This window comes from Vreelandella piezotolerans (genome assembly GCF_012427705.1).
In the GTDB taxonomy this organism is placed as follows: domain Bacteria; phylum Pseudomonadota; class Gammaproteobacteria; order Pseudomonadales; family Halomonadaceae; genus Vreelandella; species Vreelandella piezotolerans.
Window position 1 is genome coordinate 1,081,779 of record NZ_CP048602.1, and the last position, 18,078, is coordinate 1,099,856.

The window sequence follows — 18,078 nt, forward strand, 5'->3', positions numbered from 1 at the left end:
TGAATGTAACTATAATGCCACTCTTTCATAATGGTGCTCTGCTGCGCCGTCTTACGTTGACACCTAGAGGCAATCCCATGCGACTAGCACACTGGGCAGTCAATGCCCCCTTCCGCCCCCTATTGTTGGCAGTACTCACGGCGTCCTTTATCGCGCCCGCCCAAGCGGCCGATTTGGTGACCATTACCCGTGACGCGCTGAATAACAATGCGGCTCTGGCCTCTGCGCGGTCTGAGTTTTCAAGCGTCGAAGCGGCGCGTGACGTCGCCCGCGGTGGACTGCTGCCTCAAGTGAACGCCTCTGGCAGCGCTGTGCATAACGAGCAGTTCGAGAGTCAAGGCTCGGCCCGTGGTGCCGGTACCGGAGCAGGGGCTAATGCGGGTGTCGGCGTCAGTGACGATAGCTACAACACGGTCTCTTTGACGTTAGAAGCCACCCAGGCTCTATTCAATGCGGTGACACGGCAGGAAGTCACTCAGGCAGAGCGTCAGATCGATCAGCAGGTCTATCTGCTGGCCGCCACCGAGCAGCAGCTGTTGATCGATGTGGCCAGTGCCTACTTCGATATTCTACGCGCTCATGAAGTGTTGGAAGCACGGTTAGCGCAGGAGCGTGCTATCGGCCGTCAGCTAGAGCAGGCCCGTGAGCAGTTCGAGGTCGGTTTGATTGCGATTACCGAAGTCGAGGAGGCGCGGGCGAGCTTCGATCAATCTCGCGCCGATCGCATTGCTGCCGAGAGCAACCTGCAAGTAGCGTTTGAAGTGCTGGAGCAGCTTACCGGCCAGCGTTATGCCAGCATCGAAGCCCTGGGCGATAGTATGCCCATCGCGCTGCCGACGCCCACCGACCGTGATTACTGGGTCGAACAGTCACTGGAGCGCAACCCCCAGGTACTTGCCCAGCAGGCGGGTATCGAAGTTTCTCGTGTGGGAGTAGAGCTGGCCCGTGCTGGTCGTTTGCCCACCGTGCAAGCGTTCGCCAACTATCAGTACGCCGACAGCGACAGCGAATTAGTGAGCGGTTACGACACTTCCGCTCAGGTCGGTGTTTCGGCGAACGTGCCGATCTATACCGGTGGCAGCACCAGCGCCAGCATTCGACAAGGCACTTTCCAATTGGAGAGCAGCCAGTACGACTTCGAGTCTCAGCGCCGCACTACGATTCAACAGGTTCGCTCGCTCTATACCCAGGTCAGCAACAACGTCGAAACGGTCGAAGCGCGCCAGCAGGCCATCGTGTCCAACCGCAGCGCGCTGGAAGCGACCCGCGCGGGTTACGAAGTGGGTACGCGCAATATCGTCGACGTGCTCAATGCCGAGCAAAACCTCTATAACGCCATCGCCAATTATGCCGAGGCGCGTTACGACTATGTCGTGAATCTGCTGTCGCTGCGTCAGCAGGCAGGGCTGCTCGATGTCGAGGCCATCGAAGAAGTGAACGCGTGGCTCACCGGCGAGGACATCCACTTTATTCTACCGGAAAGCAATGAGCCCGACGCGTATCAGCGTGCAATGGATATTGGTGCACCGCCCACTCCAGGTGCTTGACGTACGCTGCGCATGCCTTCTTGGCGGTCGGTCAATGTTTAGAAAAATGAATGGGAATTCGACGCATGAAAAGAGTGATTCACTCAGGTAGAGCGAGTCTAGTGACGCTGATCGCCGCGTTAGCGCTCACGGCGTGTGGCCAGGAGCAGCCACAAGAGCAGCAAAGCCAGCAGCAGGAAGCGCCGCCCCACCCGGTGGAGGTCACTGAGATAGCGCGTCGGGACATACCGCTGGATAAATCCTACCCCTCGCTGTTGCGCAGCGATAGTGAAGTGACGCTCGTGGCACGCGTCAGCGGCTTTTTGGAAGAGCGCCACTTCGAACCTGGTCAAATGGTCGAGCAGGGCGATCGTCTGTATACCATCGAGCCCGATCTGTATCAGGCGACCGTCAACCAGCGGGAAGCCGACCTGCAAAGCGCCCGCGCCGAGCTGGCCCGTGCCCAGCGCGATGCTCAGCGTTTCGAGCAGCTGCTGAGCCAAAACTCCGTTAGCCGCCAGCAGTACGATCAAGCGCTTGCCGAGCAGCGCGTGGCGCAGGCCAACGTTGCCCAGGCGGAGGCGGCACTGACCAGCGCCAACCTGGACTTAGGCTACTCCAACGTGACGGCACCGGTATCCGGCATGATCAGCTTGAGCCAGATCAACGTCGGCAACTTGGTGACGTCGGGCACCGAGCTTGCCACGATCACGCCGCTGGATCCGCTGGAAGTGCGCTTCCAGTTGCCCCAGCGTGATGCCTTCGAGCTGCGTCGCCAGCTCGGCAGCGACGGCGATGCTTCCCAAATCACCGCTCGCCTGCGGGTGCCTGGGTTGGATGGTAGCGAAGGCAGCGAGCTGGAAGGTCGCCTGGACTTCCTCGGTTCCCGCGTGGATACCGGCACCAGCACCGTGCAGGCCTCGGCGACCTTTGCCAATCCCGATGGCGCAGTGCTGCCAGGCCAATTCGTGCGCGTGCGTATCGAAGGCTTGAAGCGCTTCGGCGTGCTGGCCGTGCCAGAAATTGCCGTCACGCAAGGCTTGATGGGGCCTTTGGTATACGTGCTGGATGACGAGAACAAAGCCCGGGAGCGCACCGTTCAGTTGGGTGAAGTCGCAGGCCCATGGCAAATCATCCGCGATGGTCTGGAGCCTGGTGATCGCGTGGTCGTCGGTGATCCTGCCGGTCTGGAAGCGGGGGTCTTGATCGATCCTCAGCCGTTTAGCGGCAGCGCGACTGAGGTAGTGGAAGAAGCGATGCAGGAAGATGCCCAGGAAGAAGCGCAAGCCGCTGAGGCAATGCAGCAAGCCGACGGCGCGCAACCCGCTGCTGAAGGGGAAGAGGGCGCGCAATAATGAATTTCTCTAACTTCTTTATCAGTCGTCCGATTTTTGCCACGGTACTGGCAATCATCGTCACGCTGGTAGGTGTGATGGCCATGCGGGTCCTGCCGATCGAGCAGTACCCCAGCGTGGTGCCGCCCACGGTATCGGTACAGGCCCAGTTTCCAGGGGCGGATGCCGAAACCGTAGCGCAAACGGTGGCGGCCCCGCTCGCCGAGGCGATTAACGGCGTCGAGGACATGCTCTACATGACCTCCAATAGCGCCGATAACGGCACCATGAGTCTGAGTGTAGCGTTCAATATCGGCACGGATGGCGATATCAACACGATCAACGTCAACAACCGTGTGCAGGGGGCGCTATCGCAGCTACCGGAGGCCGTGCAGTCCCAGGGGGTCACCGTCGAACTGCGCTCAGACTCCATTTTGATGCTGGTGGCGCTGACCTCGCAAAGCGGGGATTACGATAAGATCTACATGCAGAACTACGCCACGCTCAACATTCTGGATGAGCTTCGCCAAGTGCCAGGGGTGGGTAACGCCGAGGTGCTCGGCGGCGGTGAGTTCGCCATGCGGATATGGATGGACCCCGACAAGCTGGCGCAATACGACCTCACGCCCAGCGAAGTGGCTAGCGCCATTCGTGCTCAGAACACCGAAATTCCCGCTGGTAACCTGGCCGCGACGCCGCAAAGCGACCCGCGCGCCTATACCTACACGATCACCGCCGGTGGACGACTCACTAGCACCGATGATTTCCGTGAGATTTTCCTTCGCACCAACCCCGATGGCTCGTCGCTGCGCCTACAAGACGTAGCGCGTATCGAACTGGGCGCCTCGTTCTATGGCGTCGACGCACGATTGAACGGCGACGCCATGACGCCGATCATCATCAATCAGCAGCCGGGGGCCAACGCGCTGGAAACCGCCGAGGCGGTGCGTGCCACCATGGAAGAGCTGGCCGGGCGGTTCCCGCCAGGGCTCGAGTACGTCACTCCCTACGATACGACGCTGTTCATCGATGCCTCGGTAGAAACGGTGATCAAGACGTTCATCGAAGCGTTTCTGATCGTCATCGTGATCCTGTTCATCTTCCTGCAGAACTGGCGCTTTACCGTGATCGCCATGTCGGTGGTGCCGGTGTCGGTGATCGGTACCTTCGCAGGCTTTTATCTGTTCGATTTCTCGATCAACCTGCTGACGCTATTTGCCCTGGTGCTGTCGATAGGCATCGTGGTGGATGACGCCATACTGGTGGTCGAGAACGTCGAGAGGGTTCTTAGCGAAGAGGACGACATCAGCGTTCGTGAGGCGACGATCCGAGCCATGAAGGAAGTCGGTGGGCCGGTCATTGCGACCTCGCTGATCATGGCGGCGGTATTCGTACCGGTCGCTTTCTTGGGAGGCTTCACCGGGCAGATCTATCAGCAGTTCGCGATTACCGTAGCCATCTCGGTGGCGCTGTCGGCGCTGATGGCGTTGACCTTCACCCCCGCCCTGTCGGCGATCTTCATCAAGCACAACTTGCACAAAACCAAGCAATCGGCGTTCAAGCGTGCCATTACCACGCCGCTGCGGCTGTTCGACCGCTTCTTTGCGGGCTTCACCGCGGTGTACATGTGGGTGGTGAAGAAGCTGGTGCGTTTCTGGGTGCTGGCGCTGGCGTTGACCGTGGCGGTGGGCGCAGGCTCTTATTGGCTCTACGCCAATACGCCCTCGACGCTGGTGCCAGAAACCGACCAGGGGATCGTCTTGGCAAGTATCTCTTTGCCGGATGCGGCCTCGCTGAGTCGTACTCAAGCGTACATGGCCGAGTTGAGCGAGCAGATCGAAGCCATCCCTGGTGTCGAGTACTCCTCAGCTGTGGCGGGTTACGACATTCTCTCCAGTGCGGTGAATACCGCACGCGGCATCATGTTCATCAACATGAAGCCATGGGCAGAGCGTGAACTCACCGCTAACGAACTGGTCGGCCGCATCATGCAACTGGGTGCCAGTATCGATGGCGGTTCGGCGATGGCCTTCAACGTGCCGCCGATCATGGGGCTTTCCACGACCGGTGGCTTCACCGGCTATTTGCAGTCGTTCGACGGAGCGTCCACGCGGGAGCTGTATGAAGCTTCGTTGCAAATCATGCAGGCGGCGAACCAGCACCCGGTGCTGAACCGTGTGTTCACCACGTTCAACGTGAACGTGCCTTCGTACCGGGCGGAGATCGACCAGCAAAAAGCGCTCAGCTACGGCGTTGCGCTGGAGAACATCAATTCGGCGCTGGCGAACACCTTTGGTAATGGGTTTGTGAATTACTTTAGCTACCAAAACCGCAACTTCCAGGTGTACTTACAGAACGAGGACGAGTTCCGTAAAACACCGGAAGACGTCAACAACGTCTACGTGCGCGGCGGTAATGGCGAGCGTATTCCACTCTCTGAGTTCGTCACGCTAGAGCGTCAAACGGGACCTGCGGTGGTGTCGCGTTTTGGGGTCTACGCGGGGGCGCAATTCCAGGGTAACCCGGCACCCGGCTACAGCTCGGCCCAAGCCATCGAGGCCATGGAAGAAGTGGTGCAAGAGACGCTGGGCGATAACTGGGGCATGGGCTGGACCGGAACGGCGTATCAGGAGTCCAACCTGGGTAATACCGCCACGCTGGCCATCGTGTTCGGTATCTTGATGGTGTTCTTGATTCTGGCGGCACAGTACGAAAGCTGGTCGTTGCCGTTGGCGGTTCTCACCGCTACACCTTTCGCCTTCCTGGGCGGCATCGCGGGTATCGTGCTACGCGGATTGGATACCAGTGTCTACGTGCAGATCGGCATGCTGGTGGTGGTCGGCCTGGCGGCGAAGAACGCCATCTTGATCGTCGAGTTTGCCGAGCTGCAGCGTAAAGAGCAGGGTAAGTCGATTCGTGAAGCTGCGGTGACCGCAGCAGAGCTGCGCTTCCGTCCGATCGTCATGACCTCATTGGCGTTCATTTTCGGCACGTTACCGTTGGCGCTGGCCACCGGTGCCAGTGACGTGAGCAGTCACCACATTGGTACTACGGTAGCGGTGGGTATGGCCTCCGTGGCGGTGTTGGGAAGTCTCTTCATTCCCAGTTTCTACGCCATGATCGCGTCGGTCTCGGATTGGCTCTATCGTAAGCGCCATCCGAACGGCAACCGCCAATCGCAGGCGGAACTTGGCCACGATAACGGTTAATGTATCTGGCTTGACTGACGACGGGCGCCCTTTTCAGGGCGCCCGTTTTTTTGCCACCGATCCGATTGCCCCTCGACCCTGGCGCTTCATAAGCCAATGAGATGAGCTACGCTAGTAGTGACCCCGTTTTTAGCTTGTACTAATAAACGCCAATAATCAGAGCGTGGGTCAGGCGCAAACAAGACTGGGTACGCCCAGAGGAGGACACGCCATGCAAACGCTTATCTCTGCTGCGCTGCAGTTTCCTACCGTCGTGTTTAGTTTTTTGCTGGCGCTAATGGCGCTCTACTGGCTGCTGGTACTCATTCGACTAGCCCCTCTAGAGCTTTTCGAGCGCGACAGCTTACGCGATGATCATATGGCCAGCACCTTGGTCTCGCTTGGGTTTGCCGGGGTACCCGCGACGCTGGCGCTCAGCTTCTTGATGCTCATTGCCGGTGCGTTATCACTAGCCGTCGAGCTGCTCGCTCTGCGATGGATGCCGCTTGGATTGCTCAGGGTGCCGGTCGGGGTGTTGGTCGTGTGGGCTGCGCTCGCGGTAGCTTCCCCCATCGCTGCCGCTTTATGCCATGCGCTGCAGCGTGCGCTGCACCGTTATCAACCCTTCAAACGTCGCTGTCTGCTGGGCGCTACCGTCGTGGTGGCAGAGCGCCAAAACGACGAATCTGCCAGCGCTACGCTGCTCAATGAGCCCAACAGTACGGTCATATTGCACTGTAAAGCCGGGGACTGCCCGCAGCCGGGTGAACGCCGTGTGTTGGTGAAGTATCTAGCCAAGGAAGGGGCATACCGCAGCGTGCTAGAGCAGCACTATCTGGATACACGGGTGCGTATCAATAAGCTTCGTTTGCAGCACAAGCAGCATCCTAACGGATACTCCACCTAACGGCTGCCTTCAGCGATGAAACCAGCGCTGCCACTGTCTCGTCAGCCAGCTCAATAGGGTGGGCGCAGCGGTGGCGGCACGTTCGCGATGTGTGCGTGCAGGCGCGTCGAGGAAGTGGCGTATGGGCGTAACCTGTTCGGGCGTGTTGAGCATCGGAGCGTGGCCGCATCCTGTGACGGTCAAGGTCGTCAAGGTAGGCTGGACCTCGGCCATCTTGGGTAGCGTCTCGGCATCCAATAGGGTCGATGTCTCTCCGCGAATCACCATCAGCGGGCAGCGAATGTTGGCCCAGTCGGCCCAGGTGTCTCTGGGTGTGTCGTGGATAAACTGTTCGCCGATACGCGGGTCGAAGTGGTAGGTCCAACTGCCGTCGGGCAGGCGGCGAGCGCTGTTCAAGGCCAGCTCTCGCCACTCCTCCTCGCAGGTGATACCAAAACTGGCGTAATGCTCGGTAAGTTCTGCTTTTAAGTCGGCAAAGTTGTTGAACCGATGCGTCACGCCAAAGTAGCTCGACAAGGCGATCAGCCCCTCTTTATTCAGCTCGGGCCCCACGTCGTTGAGTATCAGCCGTGAAATGCGCGAGCGGTGCTGTGCGTCTGCTGCGATCAACATGCCCAGCAGGCCGCCCATGGACGTCCCCAGCCAGTCCACCTGATCGAGCTCGTAATGATCCAGCAACGCAACGGCAATGGTGATGTAGTGACTGTAGAGATAGTCATGGGCGGGAAACAGCGACCAGCTGGAGAGTCCGCGACCCGGAGTGTCTGGGGCGATGATGCGCCACTCGCTGCCCAGCTCTCTCGCCAGGGCGGCGAAGTCACCGCCGTGGCGGGCAAGCCCGTGCCAAGCGATCAGAGTGCGCGTTGCTTTTGGGTTCCAAATGCGTACGGCCACGTCCAACTCGCGCACGCGGATAAATTCCAAAGCATCCATACTGGGCTCCTTTCATGAGATAGCTCCAGTATAGGCGATTTGCTGCAGTGCAACAGAGAGGGGAGTCACCTCAGCGGTGGAGCATGGCCATTAAAGCGTCAATCAACTCTCCGCCGCGCTCGCGTAGGGAAAACGCATCGGGATTACGTAGCCAGTCGTGAAACAGGCCGCCAAGAGTAGCCTGCATGAGCCTCGTGGCAATCTCCGGTGTTATATCATCGCGTAATAGCTGCTGCTGTTGGGCGAGCTGAAACACCAGAAGCATCTCGTCGAAGCATTCTTCGGCAATTTCATCCTGCATTTCGATGGGATTGATGTCGCTAAAGAACTCACAGCGATGCAGCAGAATCGATAGGATGCGCTGGTGAGAGGGCTGCTCCAAACGGTTCAGGCCCGCATGGCAGGCAAGACGGATGGCATCGAGTGGTGACACCGTGGGGTCGGCGTTATTAACCTCTTCCATCAACGACTGAAATGGCATGCGCACCCGCTGTACCAGCGCCATGAAGAGGTCACCCTTGTTTTTGAAGTGCCAATAAACGGCACCTCGGGTAAGGCCAGCATGGCGAGCAATTTGCTCCAATGACGTGCGCGCAACGCCTTTTGCGAAAAACACCTCTTCAGCAGCATCCAACAGCGCTTCGCGAGTTGCAGCAGCCTCCGCTTTGGTTTTTCTTGCCATGAAACCATTACCTCACTCTCGATACACAATGGCGTTATTTTATCTGATGTGGTGCCTTTTTACATTCAAAACTGTATGGATAATGGGTATAAGTTGATAATCTAGGTTATCAAGCACGTTACTTAATGGTTGAAAACGGATATGATTTCATTTTAAAACACTGTTTTAAAACCTTTCAAAGCCCTGGTGCCACTTAGAAATGGCGTATCAGGCTATGTCTCCCTGCATGTATAAGGAATGGCCATGGCGCGAGCTCCTTTCTCCCTAGCTGGGCATACCGTGATGCCTGGGCAACGTTTACAGATCGACGTGCCGGTGGCGCGCCTGTATACCCATACGCCGCTGCATATTCCGGTCGAAGTGGTTCATGGCCGCAAAGAGGGGCCGGTAATGTTAGTGTGTGGAGGGATTCATGGCGATGAGATCAATGGTGTGGAGATCGTCCGCCGTTTGCTGCGCTCGAAGACGATCAATAGCCTGCGTGGTACGCTGATTGCGGTGCCGGTGGTCAATGTTTTCGGCTTTCTCCAACAGACGCGTTACCTGCCTGACCGTCGCGACTTGAACCGCTGTTTCCCTGGTAGCGAAAAAGGTTCGCTGGGCGGCCGAATCGCGGCGCTGTTTCGCGATGAGATCGTCGATCACGCCACCCATATCATTGACCTGCATACCGGCGCCATTCACCGCACGAACTTGCCGCAAATCCGTGCACAGCTAAGTACGGGCAGCGAAACCGAGCGCATGGCAGACGCCTTTGGTGCGCCGGTTATTTTGAATGCGGAACTACGCGAAGGCAGCCTGCGTCATTACGCCCAAAGCCGCGGTATTCCGGTGCTCACCTATGAGGCGGGTGAAGCGCTGCGCTTCGATGAATGGGCCATTGTCCCAGGGGTGCAAGGCGTGCTGCGCGTCATGCGCCGCTTGGGCATGCTCACAGGCGAGCAGCGTCGCCGTGCCCCGGCTCCGGCCGAACTGGCCAATGGCTCAAGCTGGGCGCGCGCACCCATCGACGGCATCTTGCGCCCCAAGGTGCGCTTGGGGGCGCGAGTGGCCAAAGGCGAGGTGCTTGGCAAAGTGGCAGATCCATTCGGCAACGATGAAGACGAAGTGCGCGCCATGGCGGACGGCATCGTCATCGGCATGAGCCGCTTACCGCTTGCCAACGAAGGAGAGGCGCTTTACCACATTGCCCGTTTCGATGAGATCGAAGAAGCCGAGACGGCCATCGAAAGCTTTCAGTCCAGCCTGACGCCTCCACCAGACGCGCTGTATTGACGTTACCTCGATAGTTAACAGCTATTAAAGCAATAGCCCTATAACCAGCGCCATGGATGGCGCGATGCTGGCTTGTTGACTATACCTGTGTGGATGCCGTTTTAGCTTACGTTAAAAAGCAGTAGCGGTGATTTCCAGTGGTACAGACCGTGCCATGTCGAGTGTGACAAGGAGGAAGAGCAATGAGTAGTGGTAGCCAGCATCCCACCACCAATGAAGCAGGTATTCCGGTAGCGAGCGATGAGCATTCGCTGTCGGTAGGCGCGGATGGTCCGATCGTGATGCACGATCACTACCTGATGGAGCAAATGGCGGCGTTTAACCGGGAAATGATTCCCGACCGGCAGCCCCATGCGAAAGGCAGTGGCGCTTTTGGTCACTTCGAAGTCACTCAAGACGTTAGCCAATACACCAAAGCAAAATTTCTGCAGCCAGGCACGAAGACCGATGTCCTCATTCGCTTTTCCACCGTAGCAGGGGAGAGCGGTAGCCCGGATACATGGCGCGATCCGCGCGGCTTCTCGATCAAGTTCTACACCGAAGAAGGTAACTTCGACATGGTGGGTAACAACACCCCCGTGTTCTTTGTACGCGACCCAATGAAGTTCCAGCACTTCATCCATTCTCAAAAGCGCCGCGCCGATAATGGCCTGCGCGATCACGACATGCAGTGGGATTTTTGGACGCTGGTGCCTGAATCTGCTCACCAAGTGGCTTGGCTCATGGGCGACCGCGGCGTTCCCGCCACCTGGCGGCACATGAACGGCTACTCCAGCCACACCTATATGTGGGTAAACGATGAGGGCGAACGGTTCTGGGTGAAGTACCACTTCAAAACCGATCAAGGCATCAAATGCATGACTCAAGAGCAGGCCGACCAGATGGCCGGTAGCGATGCGGATTACCACCGCCGCGACCTGTTCGAGGCCATCAAGCGCGGCGATTACCCCACCTGGACGTTGCACATGCAGATCATGCCGTTCGAGGATGCCAAGATCTATCGCGTTAATCCCTTCGATCTTACCAAAGTGTGGTCACACAAAGATTACCCCTTGATCGAAGTGGGTAAACTGACGCTCGACCGTAACCCTACCGATTTCCATAGCGAAATCGAGCAGGCCGCGTTCGAACCCAACAACATGGTGCCCGGCACCGGGCTGTCGCCGGATAAAATGCTGCTGGCTCGCTCCATTTCCTATGCGGATGCCCACCGCGCACGGTTAGGGGTAAACTACAAGCATATCCCCGTGAATACCCCCAAATGCCCTGTGCATAGCTATGGTCAGGGTGGCGCCATGCGCATTCGCCACGCCACTGATCCTGTCTACACCCCCAATAGCAAAGGCGGCCCCAAAGCAGATGGGCAGCGCTACCCGGAAGATGCGGTGTGGTCGACGGATGGGCAATTCGTACGCGCCGCGTACACGCTGCGCAAAGATGACGACGACTGGAGCCAAGCGCACACCCTGGTGCGTGAGGTGATGGACGATGCCCAGCGTGACCGGTTGGTTTCCAACGTGGTGGGGCACCTTTCCGGTGGCGTCACCGAGCCGGTGTTGGAGCGCGCGTTTGAGTATTGGCGCAACATCGACCAAGAGGTGGGCGAGCGTATCGAGCAAGGCGTTCGCGCGCAGTAGCCCCGTAAACGACAACGCCCAACGATAACATCGTTGGGCGTTAGCTAAACTGTCAGCCCATTGGCCCGGGCACCATTTAGCATGTCTGATTTATTTCCCCTAATACTTGGCTATTACCTAATCCTGGCAATATCACGTGCTGGCGGGTTGCCAAACATGCGTGCATATTCGCGGCTGAACTGCGAGGGGCTTTCGTAACCTACCTTATATGCTGTGCTGGCCGCATCCAAATGCTGCGCAATCATCAAACTACGCGCTTCGACCAACCGGACTGACTTCTGAAACTGCAACGGACTCATGTTGGTTACCGCTTTAAAATGGGCATGAAAAGACGACACGCTCATTCCAGCCATCGCCGCCAGTTCCTCTATGGTGACGGTTTGATCGTAGTCCCGGCGTAATTTTTGAATAGAAACCGAAATGCGCTGAGTTGGCGTGCCTTTTAATGAGATCTGAGCAATTTCTTTGCCGTAGTTGCTACGCAGCATACGATAGTGCATCTCGCGGACTAGGCTTTCGCCAAGTACCGGAATATCGTCTGTCACTTGCATTAATGTTAATAAACGCAGCAGGCTATCGCCCATTTGTGGGTCAACCTGGCCGATAAACAATCCACTTTCGGCTTTGCGGTTTGCAACGGCCAAATGTTCCATCTGTAGCAGTAATTCTGACAGTATCCTGACATCAATATTAATCTGGATAACATAATACGGCTGCTGCTCTGATGCTTCTACCACGGTACCAAGAATGGGTAAGTCGACCGAGGCCACCAGAAACTCCAGTTCGCCATAACTTAGTATATCGGTGCCAAGCATTACGTTTTTGCGGCCCTGCACGATAATACATAGACAGGGTTCATACACCGCTGGCATCGTGACCTGAGAGCTGCGAACTTTGTAACAAAATACATTAGGTAAAGCGGTGCTGTTTAGCCCTTCATTAACGGCAACTTGCTGGACCAGCGGCAACAGTTGTCGTTTCAGAGTACTGTGAATCATCTCTCCACCCCCCCCCCTCTGACTTAGGTTGGATAATCAGGCAATCATAGCGTATTTTTGGGTATCCATAACAGTCCTTCATGCTTTTAACATAACAGGCATCGGGTTAGCCCGTATAAAAGCAGCATTATTTTCTTTATTTACAAAGGATTTTGTTATGAGCGCTATCAAACCTAGAGTTGTTCTGGTCACCGGTGCCAGCAGCGGTATTGGTGAAGCCACCGCTGAAATATTAGCTAACGCCGGGCACACCGTGCTGGTAGCAGCGCGCCGTACTGATCGGCTTGAAGCATTAACTCAGAGAATTAAGCAAGCAGGTGGTAAGGCGAAAGCTTATACGCTTGATGTCACATCACGCGATAACTTTAAGGCGGTAGTGGCGGCTGTCAGCGAAGAGTTCGGCCCGGTTGATGTTTTGGTGAACAACGCTGGCTTAATGCCGCTGTCACCCATGGCGGCGCTGAAAGCAGATGAGTGGAACCGAATGATAGACGTGAACATTAAAGGGGTATTAAACGGCATTGAGTCTGTGCTCAGCGTGATGGAGCAGCGTGGCGGGCATATAATCAATACTGCGTCTATAGCTGCCCACAGTGTATTTCCGACAGCTGCAGTGTACTGCGGAACTAAGTTTGCAGTACGTGCTATCTCCGATGGTCTGCGGATGGAAACAAAAAAAGTCAGGGTTACCACTATTTCGCCGGGTGTAGTCGAAAGCGAGTTGGCGCACACCACCACAGACACCGCAACTAAAGCCTGGCTGGAAGATTTTCGTCAGGTAGCGCTGAAGCCTGACGCGATAGCAAATGCCATTGCCTACGCCATAGTGCAACCGGATGATGTAAATATCGATGAAATAATTATTCAGCCAACGCAATCTGGCTACTAAGGTTTATCTGTTTACGCAACCGGTAAATTAAAACCCCGGCCGCGCAGTTGAGCTGCGCACCGGGGTCTTCTTCGAGAGGTGCTGCAGCCGTTTTTGCTCACGCTGCGCATTCATCAGCGCCGGTAGCTAGCAACGTTAGTACTGAACTTATTGGCAAGGCTTACACGAAAGAGGCGCCTTTAGCCAAAATATCCCACGGCTTACCGTCAAAATTTGCCACTGCGACGATGAGGTTAGCACCATCAATTAGGTGTGGCGCTGTTTGAACGAAAAGCCCGAGGTATCGAGCCTACAGAGGCGGCGCACGATTTAGCGCTGCAGGTTTCAACTCCCCTGGATGTGTTAGAACAAAAGCTGGCTGGTCTTATGCTCTTCGATAGACTCCGCTTCAAACTTAGGCTCGCGAACCAAGCCGAGCGCATCATCAAACAAACGTAAGCCTGCACCCTCTTTGTGCGCATGCTCCGACAGGTGGCGACGGAACCGACGCCCGCCAGGACAGCCCTGAAACAGCCCAAGCAGATGCCGAGTGATATGATTCAGCTTGGCCCCTTCATCCAGCCGCTGCTGAATGTACGGGCGAAACGCCGTGGCTGCTTCCAATCGCGTACGCGCAGGGCCAGACTTCCCAAAAATCTGCTTATCCACACTCGCCAGTAACCACGGGTTTTGGTACGCCTCACGACCTACCATCACGCTATCTACGTGCTCAAGCTGCGCTTGGCACTCTCCAAGCGTTTTAATGCCGCCGTTGATGCCGATGTGCAGCTCAGGATAGCTCTGCTTCAGCCGGTGCACGCGGGGATAATTCAGCGGCGGAATATCGCGATTCTCTTTCGGCGACAGCCCCTGCAGCCACGCCTTGCGGGCGTGTACGGTAAACACCTCACAGCCCGCCGAGGCCAAGATATCGATAAATCGTGCTAAATCTGTATCTTCATCCTGATCATTGATGCCGATGCGGCACTTCACCGTGACCGGAATCGACACCGCCGCCTGCATGGCTTTCACCGCCGCCGCTACTTTCTCTGGGTGGCCCATCAGACACGCGCCAATCATGTTGTTCTGTACCCGGTCGCTGGGGCAGCCAACGTTCAGATTGACCTCATCATAACCCCACGCCTGCGCAATCGCCGCGCACTCCGCCAGTTCCCCCGCATCGCTGCCCCCCAACTGCAGTGCAATCGGATGCTCCACCTCGCTATAACCCAGAAAGCGCTCCCGGGGAGAACCATGCAACACCGCCCCAGTCGTCACCATCTCGGTATATAGCAGCGCCCGCTTGGTCAGCGTGCGCGCGAAGGCGCGGTAATCTCGGGTCGTCCAATCCATCATAGGCGCGACGGAGAATCGGCGTGCCATGTCTGCTGGGCTTTGTTTATTCATATCAATCACTTGCATCATAAGATGCTATCTATAAGTCATGCTCTATGTACCACTAATGTTCCAATAGCAAGTTTCTTGCCGTGTAACGAAAAGCGGTGGTGCACCATGGCTATGTATTCGAAGGGGCATCGTTGGCGTGCGATTGTACGCAAGAAGCTATGAACAGTACAAAGCTAAGCTATCTCTGTACGACTGTTGAGGTCCTAACACTGTGGACCCCATTGGAGAGGCATGGCGTCTCTAAGGAGGGGTGAGAGGTCTGTCTCAATCATCGCGCAGCCCTCATCAGTTCTTATAAACCCCTGCATCACTTTGCGTATTTTGTGGTCAAAAAAAGGTATGGTGAGAGTCAACGCTGGGTAGGCAGGCGTGGCACATTAAGATGAGGAGTCGTTATGGGGAAGACGCTCGGTTATGTTGGCGTGGCGTTAGTCGGGGCCCTGCTATTGAGCGGGTGCAGCGGGCCGGAGGAAGAGGTCTCACAAACCCAGCCTAACTCCGTGGCCGAAGAGCGCGCCTCTGAGCCGGAACCGCCAACGCAGCAGGTGGAGCCCCTGGAAGTCGTTATTTCGACGTCAGCGTCACTGCGTCCCGATCGCCGCCTAATGGTAGAAGGCGACACCAATTTGCCGGATAACGCCCAAGTGCAGGTGATTATCGAGCGGGAGCTAAGCCGCGTCCGTTGGCAAGCGCGTACGCGAGTGATGGACGGTAAATTCGAAGCGGGGCCCTTTGGTTCTGGCAGCGGCCTACCGGATGGGGGCTATTGGGTTACGGTACAGTTAGGTGAGGCTGCCGTTCAGCCAGAAAGCGTGCAGGAACGCATTGGTGGAGAAGGCGAATACTTGGCGGGAGAGCTGGTCAGCCAATCCCGCCACGGTCTAGGGCAGATAGCCACCTACTCGCGCCGTTTCTTGATTGGCAATGAACCAAGACGGACGCGCGACCAGGTGGAGGTGATTGAGGACAACTAAAGGGATGGGGAGGTAGTTGCTTTAGGCAGGACACCAGTGTGCCAGTAATACGGCATGGATAGAGATGTCACTTGGCGCTTTCGCAAAGTGTTCGATCACGAAGCGGTTATCCCGCTGGACCAAGTAATGGCCCGCCTTATGGAACACATGTGTTGGGCCGAGCAGGAGTAAATCCCCGGATGCAATGGGTGAAAAATCCGTGTCTTTGCCCGGGGTCGCCATCACGCAGGGCGCTTTCCAGTCGATCTTCAACGGCAGATGATGCGGCACGGTAATGGTCGTGGCCTGAACCTGTTCCCAGGGGAGGGGACCCGTATGGCTCAGGGTTAACAGTTGAGGTGCACTATCACCTTCTAGCAGGGTAGCCAGCGAACAATCGAGGGCATCGGCGAGCGCCACTAGACGCTCGTGGCCGATCTGTTTAATCGCCCCGGACTCCCAGTAAGAAATGGTGACATCTGACACGCCAACTTTACGTGCAAGGGCAGCCTTGTTGAGCTTGGCCCTAAGCCGCAGTTGCTTGATACGTGAGCCTAGCGATTCCATTTCATTTTCCTGTCGATGAGCTGAATCAGCTCGTTGAATGTACTTCCACCCGCAAGGTGGCGCTCTGATCATACTGAGAAAGACGCAATGTTTTCTCATGTACGAACACGAATCATAGGTACTGCGTCATACTAAGCGATTGTGCATTAGCGCGCATCTTCCTATCGACGATCCTTGAGCACTCGTTCAGACGCTTTTAAGCCAAACTCGTTCCCTTATGGAGGCTGTTGGTTGATCTAAGGGTGCGTATAATGGCGCCACGCTTAATTGCCAAAAGGATCCGTTGATGACCGTTCGCACTCGTATCGCGCCTTCTCCTACAGGCGATCCGCACGTAGGTACTGCTTATATTGCGTTGTTCAATCTCTGCTTTGCTCGTCAGCACGGCGGGCAGTTCATTCTGCGTATCGAAGATACCGATCGGGTGCGTTCGACTCCCGAGTCCGAACAGATGATTTTGGATTCCTTGCGCTGGCTGGGGTTGGAGTGGGATGAAGGTCCTGACGTTGGTGGCCCACATGGCCCTTATCGCCAAAGCGAACGTGGCGATATCTATGCGATGCACGCCCAGCGGCTGCTGGATGCTGGTCATGCTTTCAAATGTTACCGCACCAGCGAAGAGTTGGACGAACTGCGTGAGTCTCGCAAAGAGGCGGGCCTACACTTAGCGCTGAAGCCAGCCGATCTAGCCTTGGACGTCGACGAGCAGGCACGCCGTGAGCAAGAAGGCTGGCCGTACGTCATTCGTATGCACGTACCCAGCGAGGGTGTGTGTGTGGTGAGCGACATGTTGCGCGGCACGATCGAGGTCGATTGGGCGCAGGTCGATGCGCAGATTCTGATGAAGTCAGACGGTATGCCCACCTATCATCTGGCGAACGTGGTGGATGACCATCTGATGGGCATTACTCACGTACTGCGTGGTGAAGAGTGGATCAACTCCGCGCCGAAGCACCAACTGCTATATGAGTACTTTGGCTGGGAAATGCCGCAGCTCTGCCATATGCCGTTGCTGCGTAATCCGGATAAGTCCAAGCTCTCCAAGCGTAAGAATCCCACATCGATCAACTACTATCGTCGCATGGGGTTTTTACCCCAGGCCGTTACCAACTACCTAGGGCGCATGGGCTGGTCGATGCCCGACGAGCGTGAAAAATTCAGCCTGTCAGAAATGATGGCGGAATTCGATATTCAGCGCGTCTCCCTCGGTGGTCCCGTGTTCGATCTGGAGAAGTTAACGTGGCTAAACGGCGTTTACATTCGAGAAGATTTGGATGACGACGCCCTGCTTCAGGCGCTGCGCGAATGGGCGTTCAACGATGCGTACGTTAAACAGATTTTGCCGCAAGTGCGTCCACGGATAGAGACGCTTTCTCAGGTCGTACCGCTCGCTGGCCATTTCTTCTCAGGTTTGCCAGCGATCAGTAAAGATGACTTTGATAGCGTAAAGCTGGACGACGAAGAACTCGTCAAGCTGCTGCAATTCCTGGTTTGGCGTTTCGAGGCCGTTTCTGCTTGGCATAAAGACGCACTTCTGGCCGAGGTGAAAACATTGTCAGAGCACTTCGAGCTCAAAATGAAAGTGTTCTTGGCACCGGTGTTCATTGCCATCACCGGAAGTGCGTCCAGTACCTCGGTGATGGATGCGATGGCTATCTTGGGCTCCGATGTGACACGTGCGCGGTTGCGTAACGCTATTGACGTGTTAGGGGGTGTTTCCAAAAAGCAAGCGAAGCGGTTTGAAAAAGAGTACCGCGATCTGTAATTGACCCCTGGTATGAAAATGGAGAGAGCGTCGCGCGG

Annotated in this window: 14 protein-coding genes; 9 read left to right on the forward strand and 5 right to left on the reverse strand. The window is 56.5% G+C overall.

Features of this window, described 5'->3' with window-relative positions:
• Window positions 1-77: 77 nt before the first annotated feature.
• From GYM47_RS05035 to GYM47_RS05050, 4 genes are all read left to right on the forward strand, one after another.
• On the forward strand, window positions 78-1,547 hold the full coding sequence (locus GYM47_RS05035; protein ID WP_139525370.1) for a TolC family outer membrane protein: 1,470 nt from the start codon (window positions 78-80) through the stop codon (window positions 1,545-1,547).
• A 65-nt stretch (window positions 1,548-1,612) separates the two neighbouring features.
• The gene (locus GYM47_RS05040; RefSeq protein WP_139525371.1) at window positions 1,613-2,881 is read left to right on the forward strand and encodes an efflux RND transporter periplasmic adaptor subunit; all 1,269 of its coding nucleotides are present in this window, start codon (window positions 1,613-1,615) and stop codon (window positions 2,879-2,881) included.
• Window positions 2,881-6,069 (forward strand): efflux RND transporter permease subunit, encoded by a 3,189-nt coding sequence (locus GYM47_RS05045; protein ID WP_139525372.1) that lies wholly within the window; start codon window positions 2,881-2,883, stop codon window positions 6,067-6,069. Before GYM47_RS05040 ends, GYM47_RS05045 begins: the two co-directional genes overlap by 1 nt.
• A 211-nt stretch (window positions 6,070-6,280) precedes the next feature.
• Window positions 6,281-6,955: a hypothetical protein gene (locus GYM47_RS05050; RefSeq protein ID WP_139525373.1), complete on the forward strand. Its 675-nt coding sequence runs from the start codon at window positions 6,281-6,283 to the stop codon at window positions 6,953-6,955.
• A 9-nt stretch (window positions 6,956-6,964) separates the two neighbouring features.
• On the opposite strand, the gene GYM47_RS05055 is transcribed toward GYM47_RS05050, so the two are convergent.
• Both GYM47_RS05055 and GYM47_RS05060 read right to left on the reverse strand, forming a co-directional pair.
• Window positions 6,965-7,888: an alpha/beta fold hydrolase gene (locus tag GYM47_RS05055; RefSeq protein ID WP_153842312.1), complete on the reverse strand. Its 924-nt coding sequence runs from the start codon at window positions 7,886-7,888 to the stop codon at window positions 6,965-6,967.
• A 70-nt stretch (window positions 7,889-7,958) separates the two neighbouring features.
• Complete coding sequence (locus tag GYM47_RS05060; RefSeq protein WP_139525375.1) at window positions 7,959-8,570, reverse strand: TetR family transcriptional regulator; 612 nt, start codon at window positions 8,568-8,570, stop codon at window positions 7,959-7,961.
• Window positions 8,571-8,813: 243 nt separating this feature from the next.
• Here GYM47_RS05060 and GYM47_RS05065 point away from each other — a divergent pair, with 243 nt between their 5' ends.
• Window positions 8,814-9,845, forward strand: a complete 1,032-nt coding sequence (locus GYM47_RS05065; RefSeq protein WP_139525376.1) for a succinylglutamate desuccinylase/aspartoacylase family protein — start codon at window positions 8,814-8,816, stop codon at window positions 9,843-9,845.
• 182 nt (window positions 9,846-10,027) lie between these two features.
• Window positions 10,028-11,482: a catalase gene (locus tag GYM47_RS05070; RefSeq protein WP_139525377.1), complete on the forward strand. Its 1,455-nt coding sequence runs from the start codon at window positions 10,028-10,030 to the stop codon at window positions 11,480-11,482.
• A gap of 113 nt (window positions 11,483-11,595) precedes the next feature.
• Here GYM47_RS05070 and GYM47_RS05075 read toward each other — a convergent pair whose 3' ends face one another.
• Entirely contained in the window at window positions 11,596-12,480 is an 885-nt protein-coding gene (locus GYM47_RS05075; protein ID WP_153842313.1) for an AraC family transcriptional regulator, read from the reverse strand.
• Between the two features lie 157 nt (window positions 12,481-12,637).
• Here GYM47_RS05075 and GYM47_RS05080 point away from each other — a divergent pair, with 157 nt between their 5' ends.
• Entirely contained in the window at window positions 12,638-13,369 is a 732-nt protein-coding gene (locus GYM47_RS05080; protein ID WP_139525379.1) for an SDR family oxidoreductase, read from the forward strand.
• 342 nt (window positions 13,370-13,711) lie between these two features.
• Here GYM47_RS05080 and dusA read toward each other — a convergent pair whose 3' ends face one another.
• On the reverse strand, window positions 13,712-14,755 hold the full coding sequence (gene dusA / locus GYM47_RS05085) for a tRNA dihydrouridine(20/20a) synthase DusA (RefSeq protein ID WP_153842314.1): 1,044 nt from the start codon (window positions 14,753-14,755) through the stop codon (window positions 13,712-13,714).
• A gap of 395 nt (window positions 14,756-15,150) precedes the next feature.
• Here dusA and GYM47_RS05090 point away from each other — a divergent pair, with 395 nt between their 5' ends.
• Window positions 15,151-15,729 carry a hypothetical protein gene (locus GYM47_RS05090; RefSeq protein ID WP_139525432.1) on the forward strand — a complete coding sequence of 193 codons (579 nt, stop codon included), beginning with the start codon at window positions 15,151-15,153 and terminating at the stop codon, window positions 15,727-15,729.
• Between the two features lie 21 nt (window positions 15,730-15,750).
• Here the strand turns inward: GYM47_RS05090 and GYM47_RS05095 are convergent, their stop codons facing one another.
• Window positions 15,751-16,275, reverse strand: coding sequence for a helix-turn-helix domain-containing protein (locus GYM47_RS05095; protein WP_139525433.1), 525 nt, complete (start codon window positions 16,273-16,275; stop codon window positions 15,751-15,753).
• Window positions 16,276-16,561: 286 nt separating this feature from the next.
• Here GYM47_RS05095 and gltX point away from each other — a divergent pair, with 286 nt between their 5' ends.
• The gene (gene gltX / locus GYM47_RS05100) at window positions 16,562-18,040 is read left to right on the forward strand and encodes a glutamate--tRNA ligase (RefSeq protein WP_153842315.1); all 1,479 of its coding nucleotides are present in this window, start codon (window positions 16,562-16,564) and stop codon (window positions 18,038-18,040) included.
• Window positions 18,041-18,078 lie beyond the last annotated feature (38 nt).

Excerpts from the sequence above, each read along its gene's own strand:
- GYM47_RS05075 (WP_153842313.1), bottom strand. The coding sequence starts at position 12,480 with ATGATTCACAGTACTCTGAAACGACAACTGTTGCCGCTGGTCCAGCAA.
- gltX (WP_153842315.1), top strand. The coding sequence starts at position 16,562 with ATGACCGTTCGCACTCGTATCGCGCCTTCTCCTACAGGCGATCCGCAC.
- GYM47_RS05040 (WP_139525371.1), top strand. The coding sequence starts at position 1,613 with ATGAAAAGAGTGATTCACTCAGGTAGAGCGAGTCTAGTGACGCTGATC.
- GYM47_RS05070 (WP_139525377.1), top strand. The coding sequence starts at position 10,028 with ATGAGTAGTGGTAGCCAGCATCCCACCACCAATGAAGCAGGTATTCCG.
- GYM47_RS05055 (WP_153842312.1), bottom strand. The coding sequence starts at position 7,888 with ATGGATGCTTTGGAATTTATCCGCGTGCGCGAGTTGGACGTGGCCGTA.
- GYM47_RS05065 (WP_139525376.1), top strand. The coding sequence starts at position 8,814 with ATGGCGCGAGCTCCTTTCTCCCTAGCTGGGCATACCGTGATGCCTGGG.
- dusA (WP_153842314.1), bottom strand. The coding sequence starts at position 14,755 with ATGAATAAACAAAGCCCAGCAGACATGGCACGCCGATTCTCCGTCGCG.
- GYM47_RS05090 (WP_139525432.1), top strand. The coding sequence starts at position 15,151 with ATGGGGAAGACGCTCGGTTATGTTGGCGTGGCGTTAGTCGGGGCCCTG.
- GYM47_RS05080 (WP_139525379.1), top strand. The coding sequence starts at position 12,638 with ATGAGCGCTATCAAACCTAGAGTTGTTCTGGTCACCGGTGCCAGCAGC.
- GYM47_RS05050 (WP_139525373.1), top strand. The coding sequence starts at position 6,281 with ATGCAAACGCTTATCTCTGCTGCGCTGCAGTTTCCTACCGTCGTGTTT.
- GYM47_RS05095 (WP_139525433.1), bottom strand. The coding sequence starts at position 16,275 with ATGGAATCGCTAGGCTCACGTATCAAGCAACTGCGGCTTAGGGCCAAG.
- GYM47_RS05045 (WP_139525372.1), top strand. The coding sequence starts at position 2,881 with ATGAATTTCTCTAACTTCTTTATCAGTCGTCCGATTTTTGCCACGGTA.
- GYM47_RS05035 (WP_139525370.1), top strand. The coding sequence starts at position 78 with ATGCGACTAGCACACTGGGCAGTCAATGCCCCCTTCCGCCCCCTATTG.
- GYM47_RS05060 (WP_139525375.1), bottom strand. The coding sequence starts at position 8,570 with ATGGCAAGAAAAACCAAAGCGGAGGCTGCTGCAACTCGCGAAGCGCTG.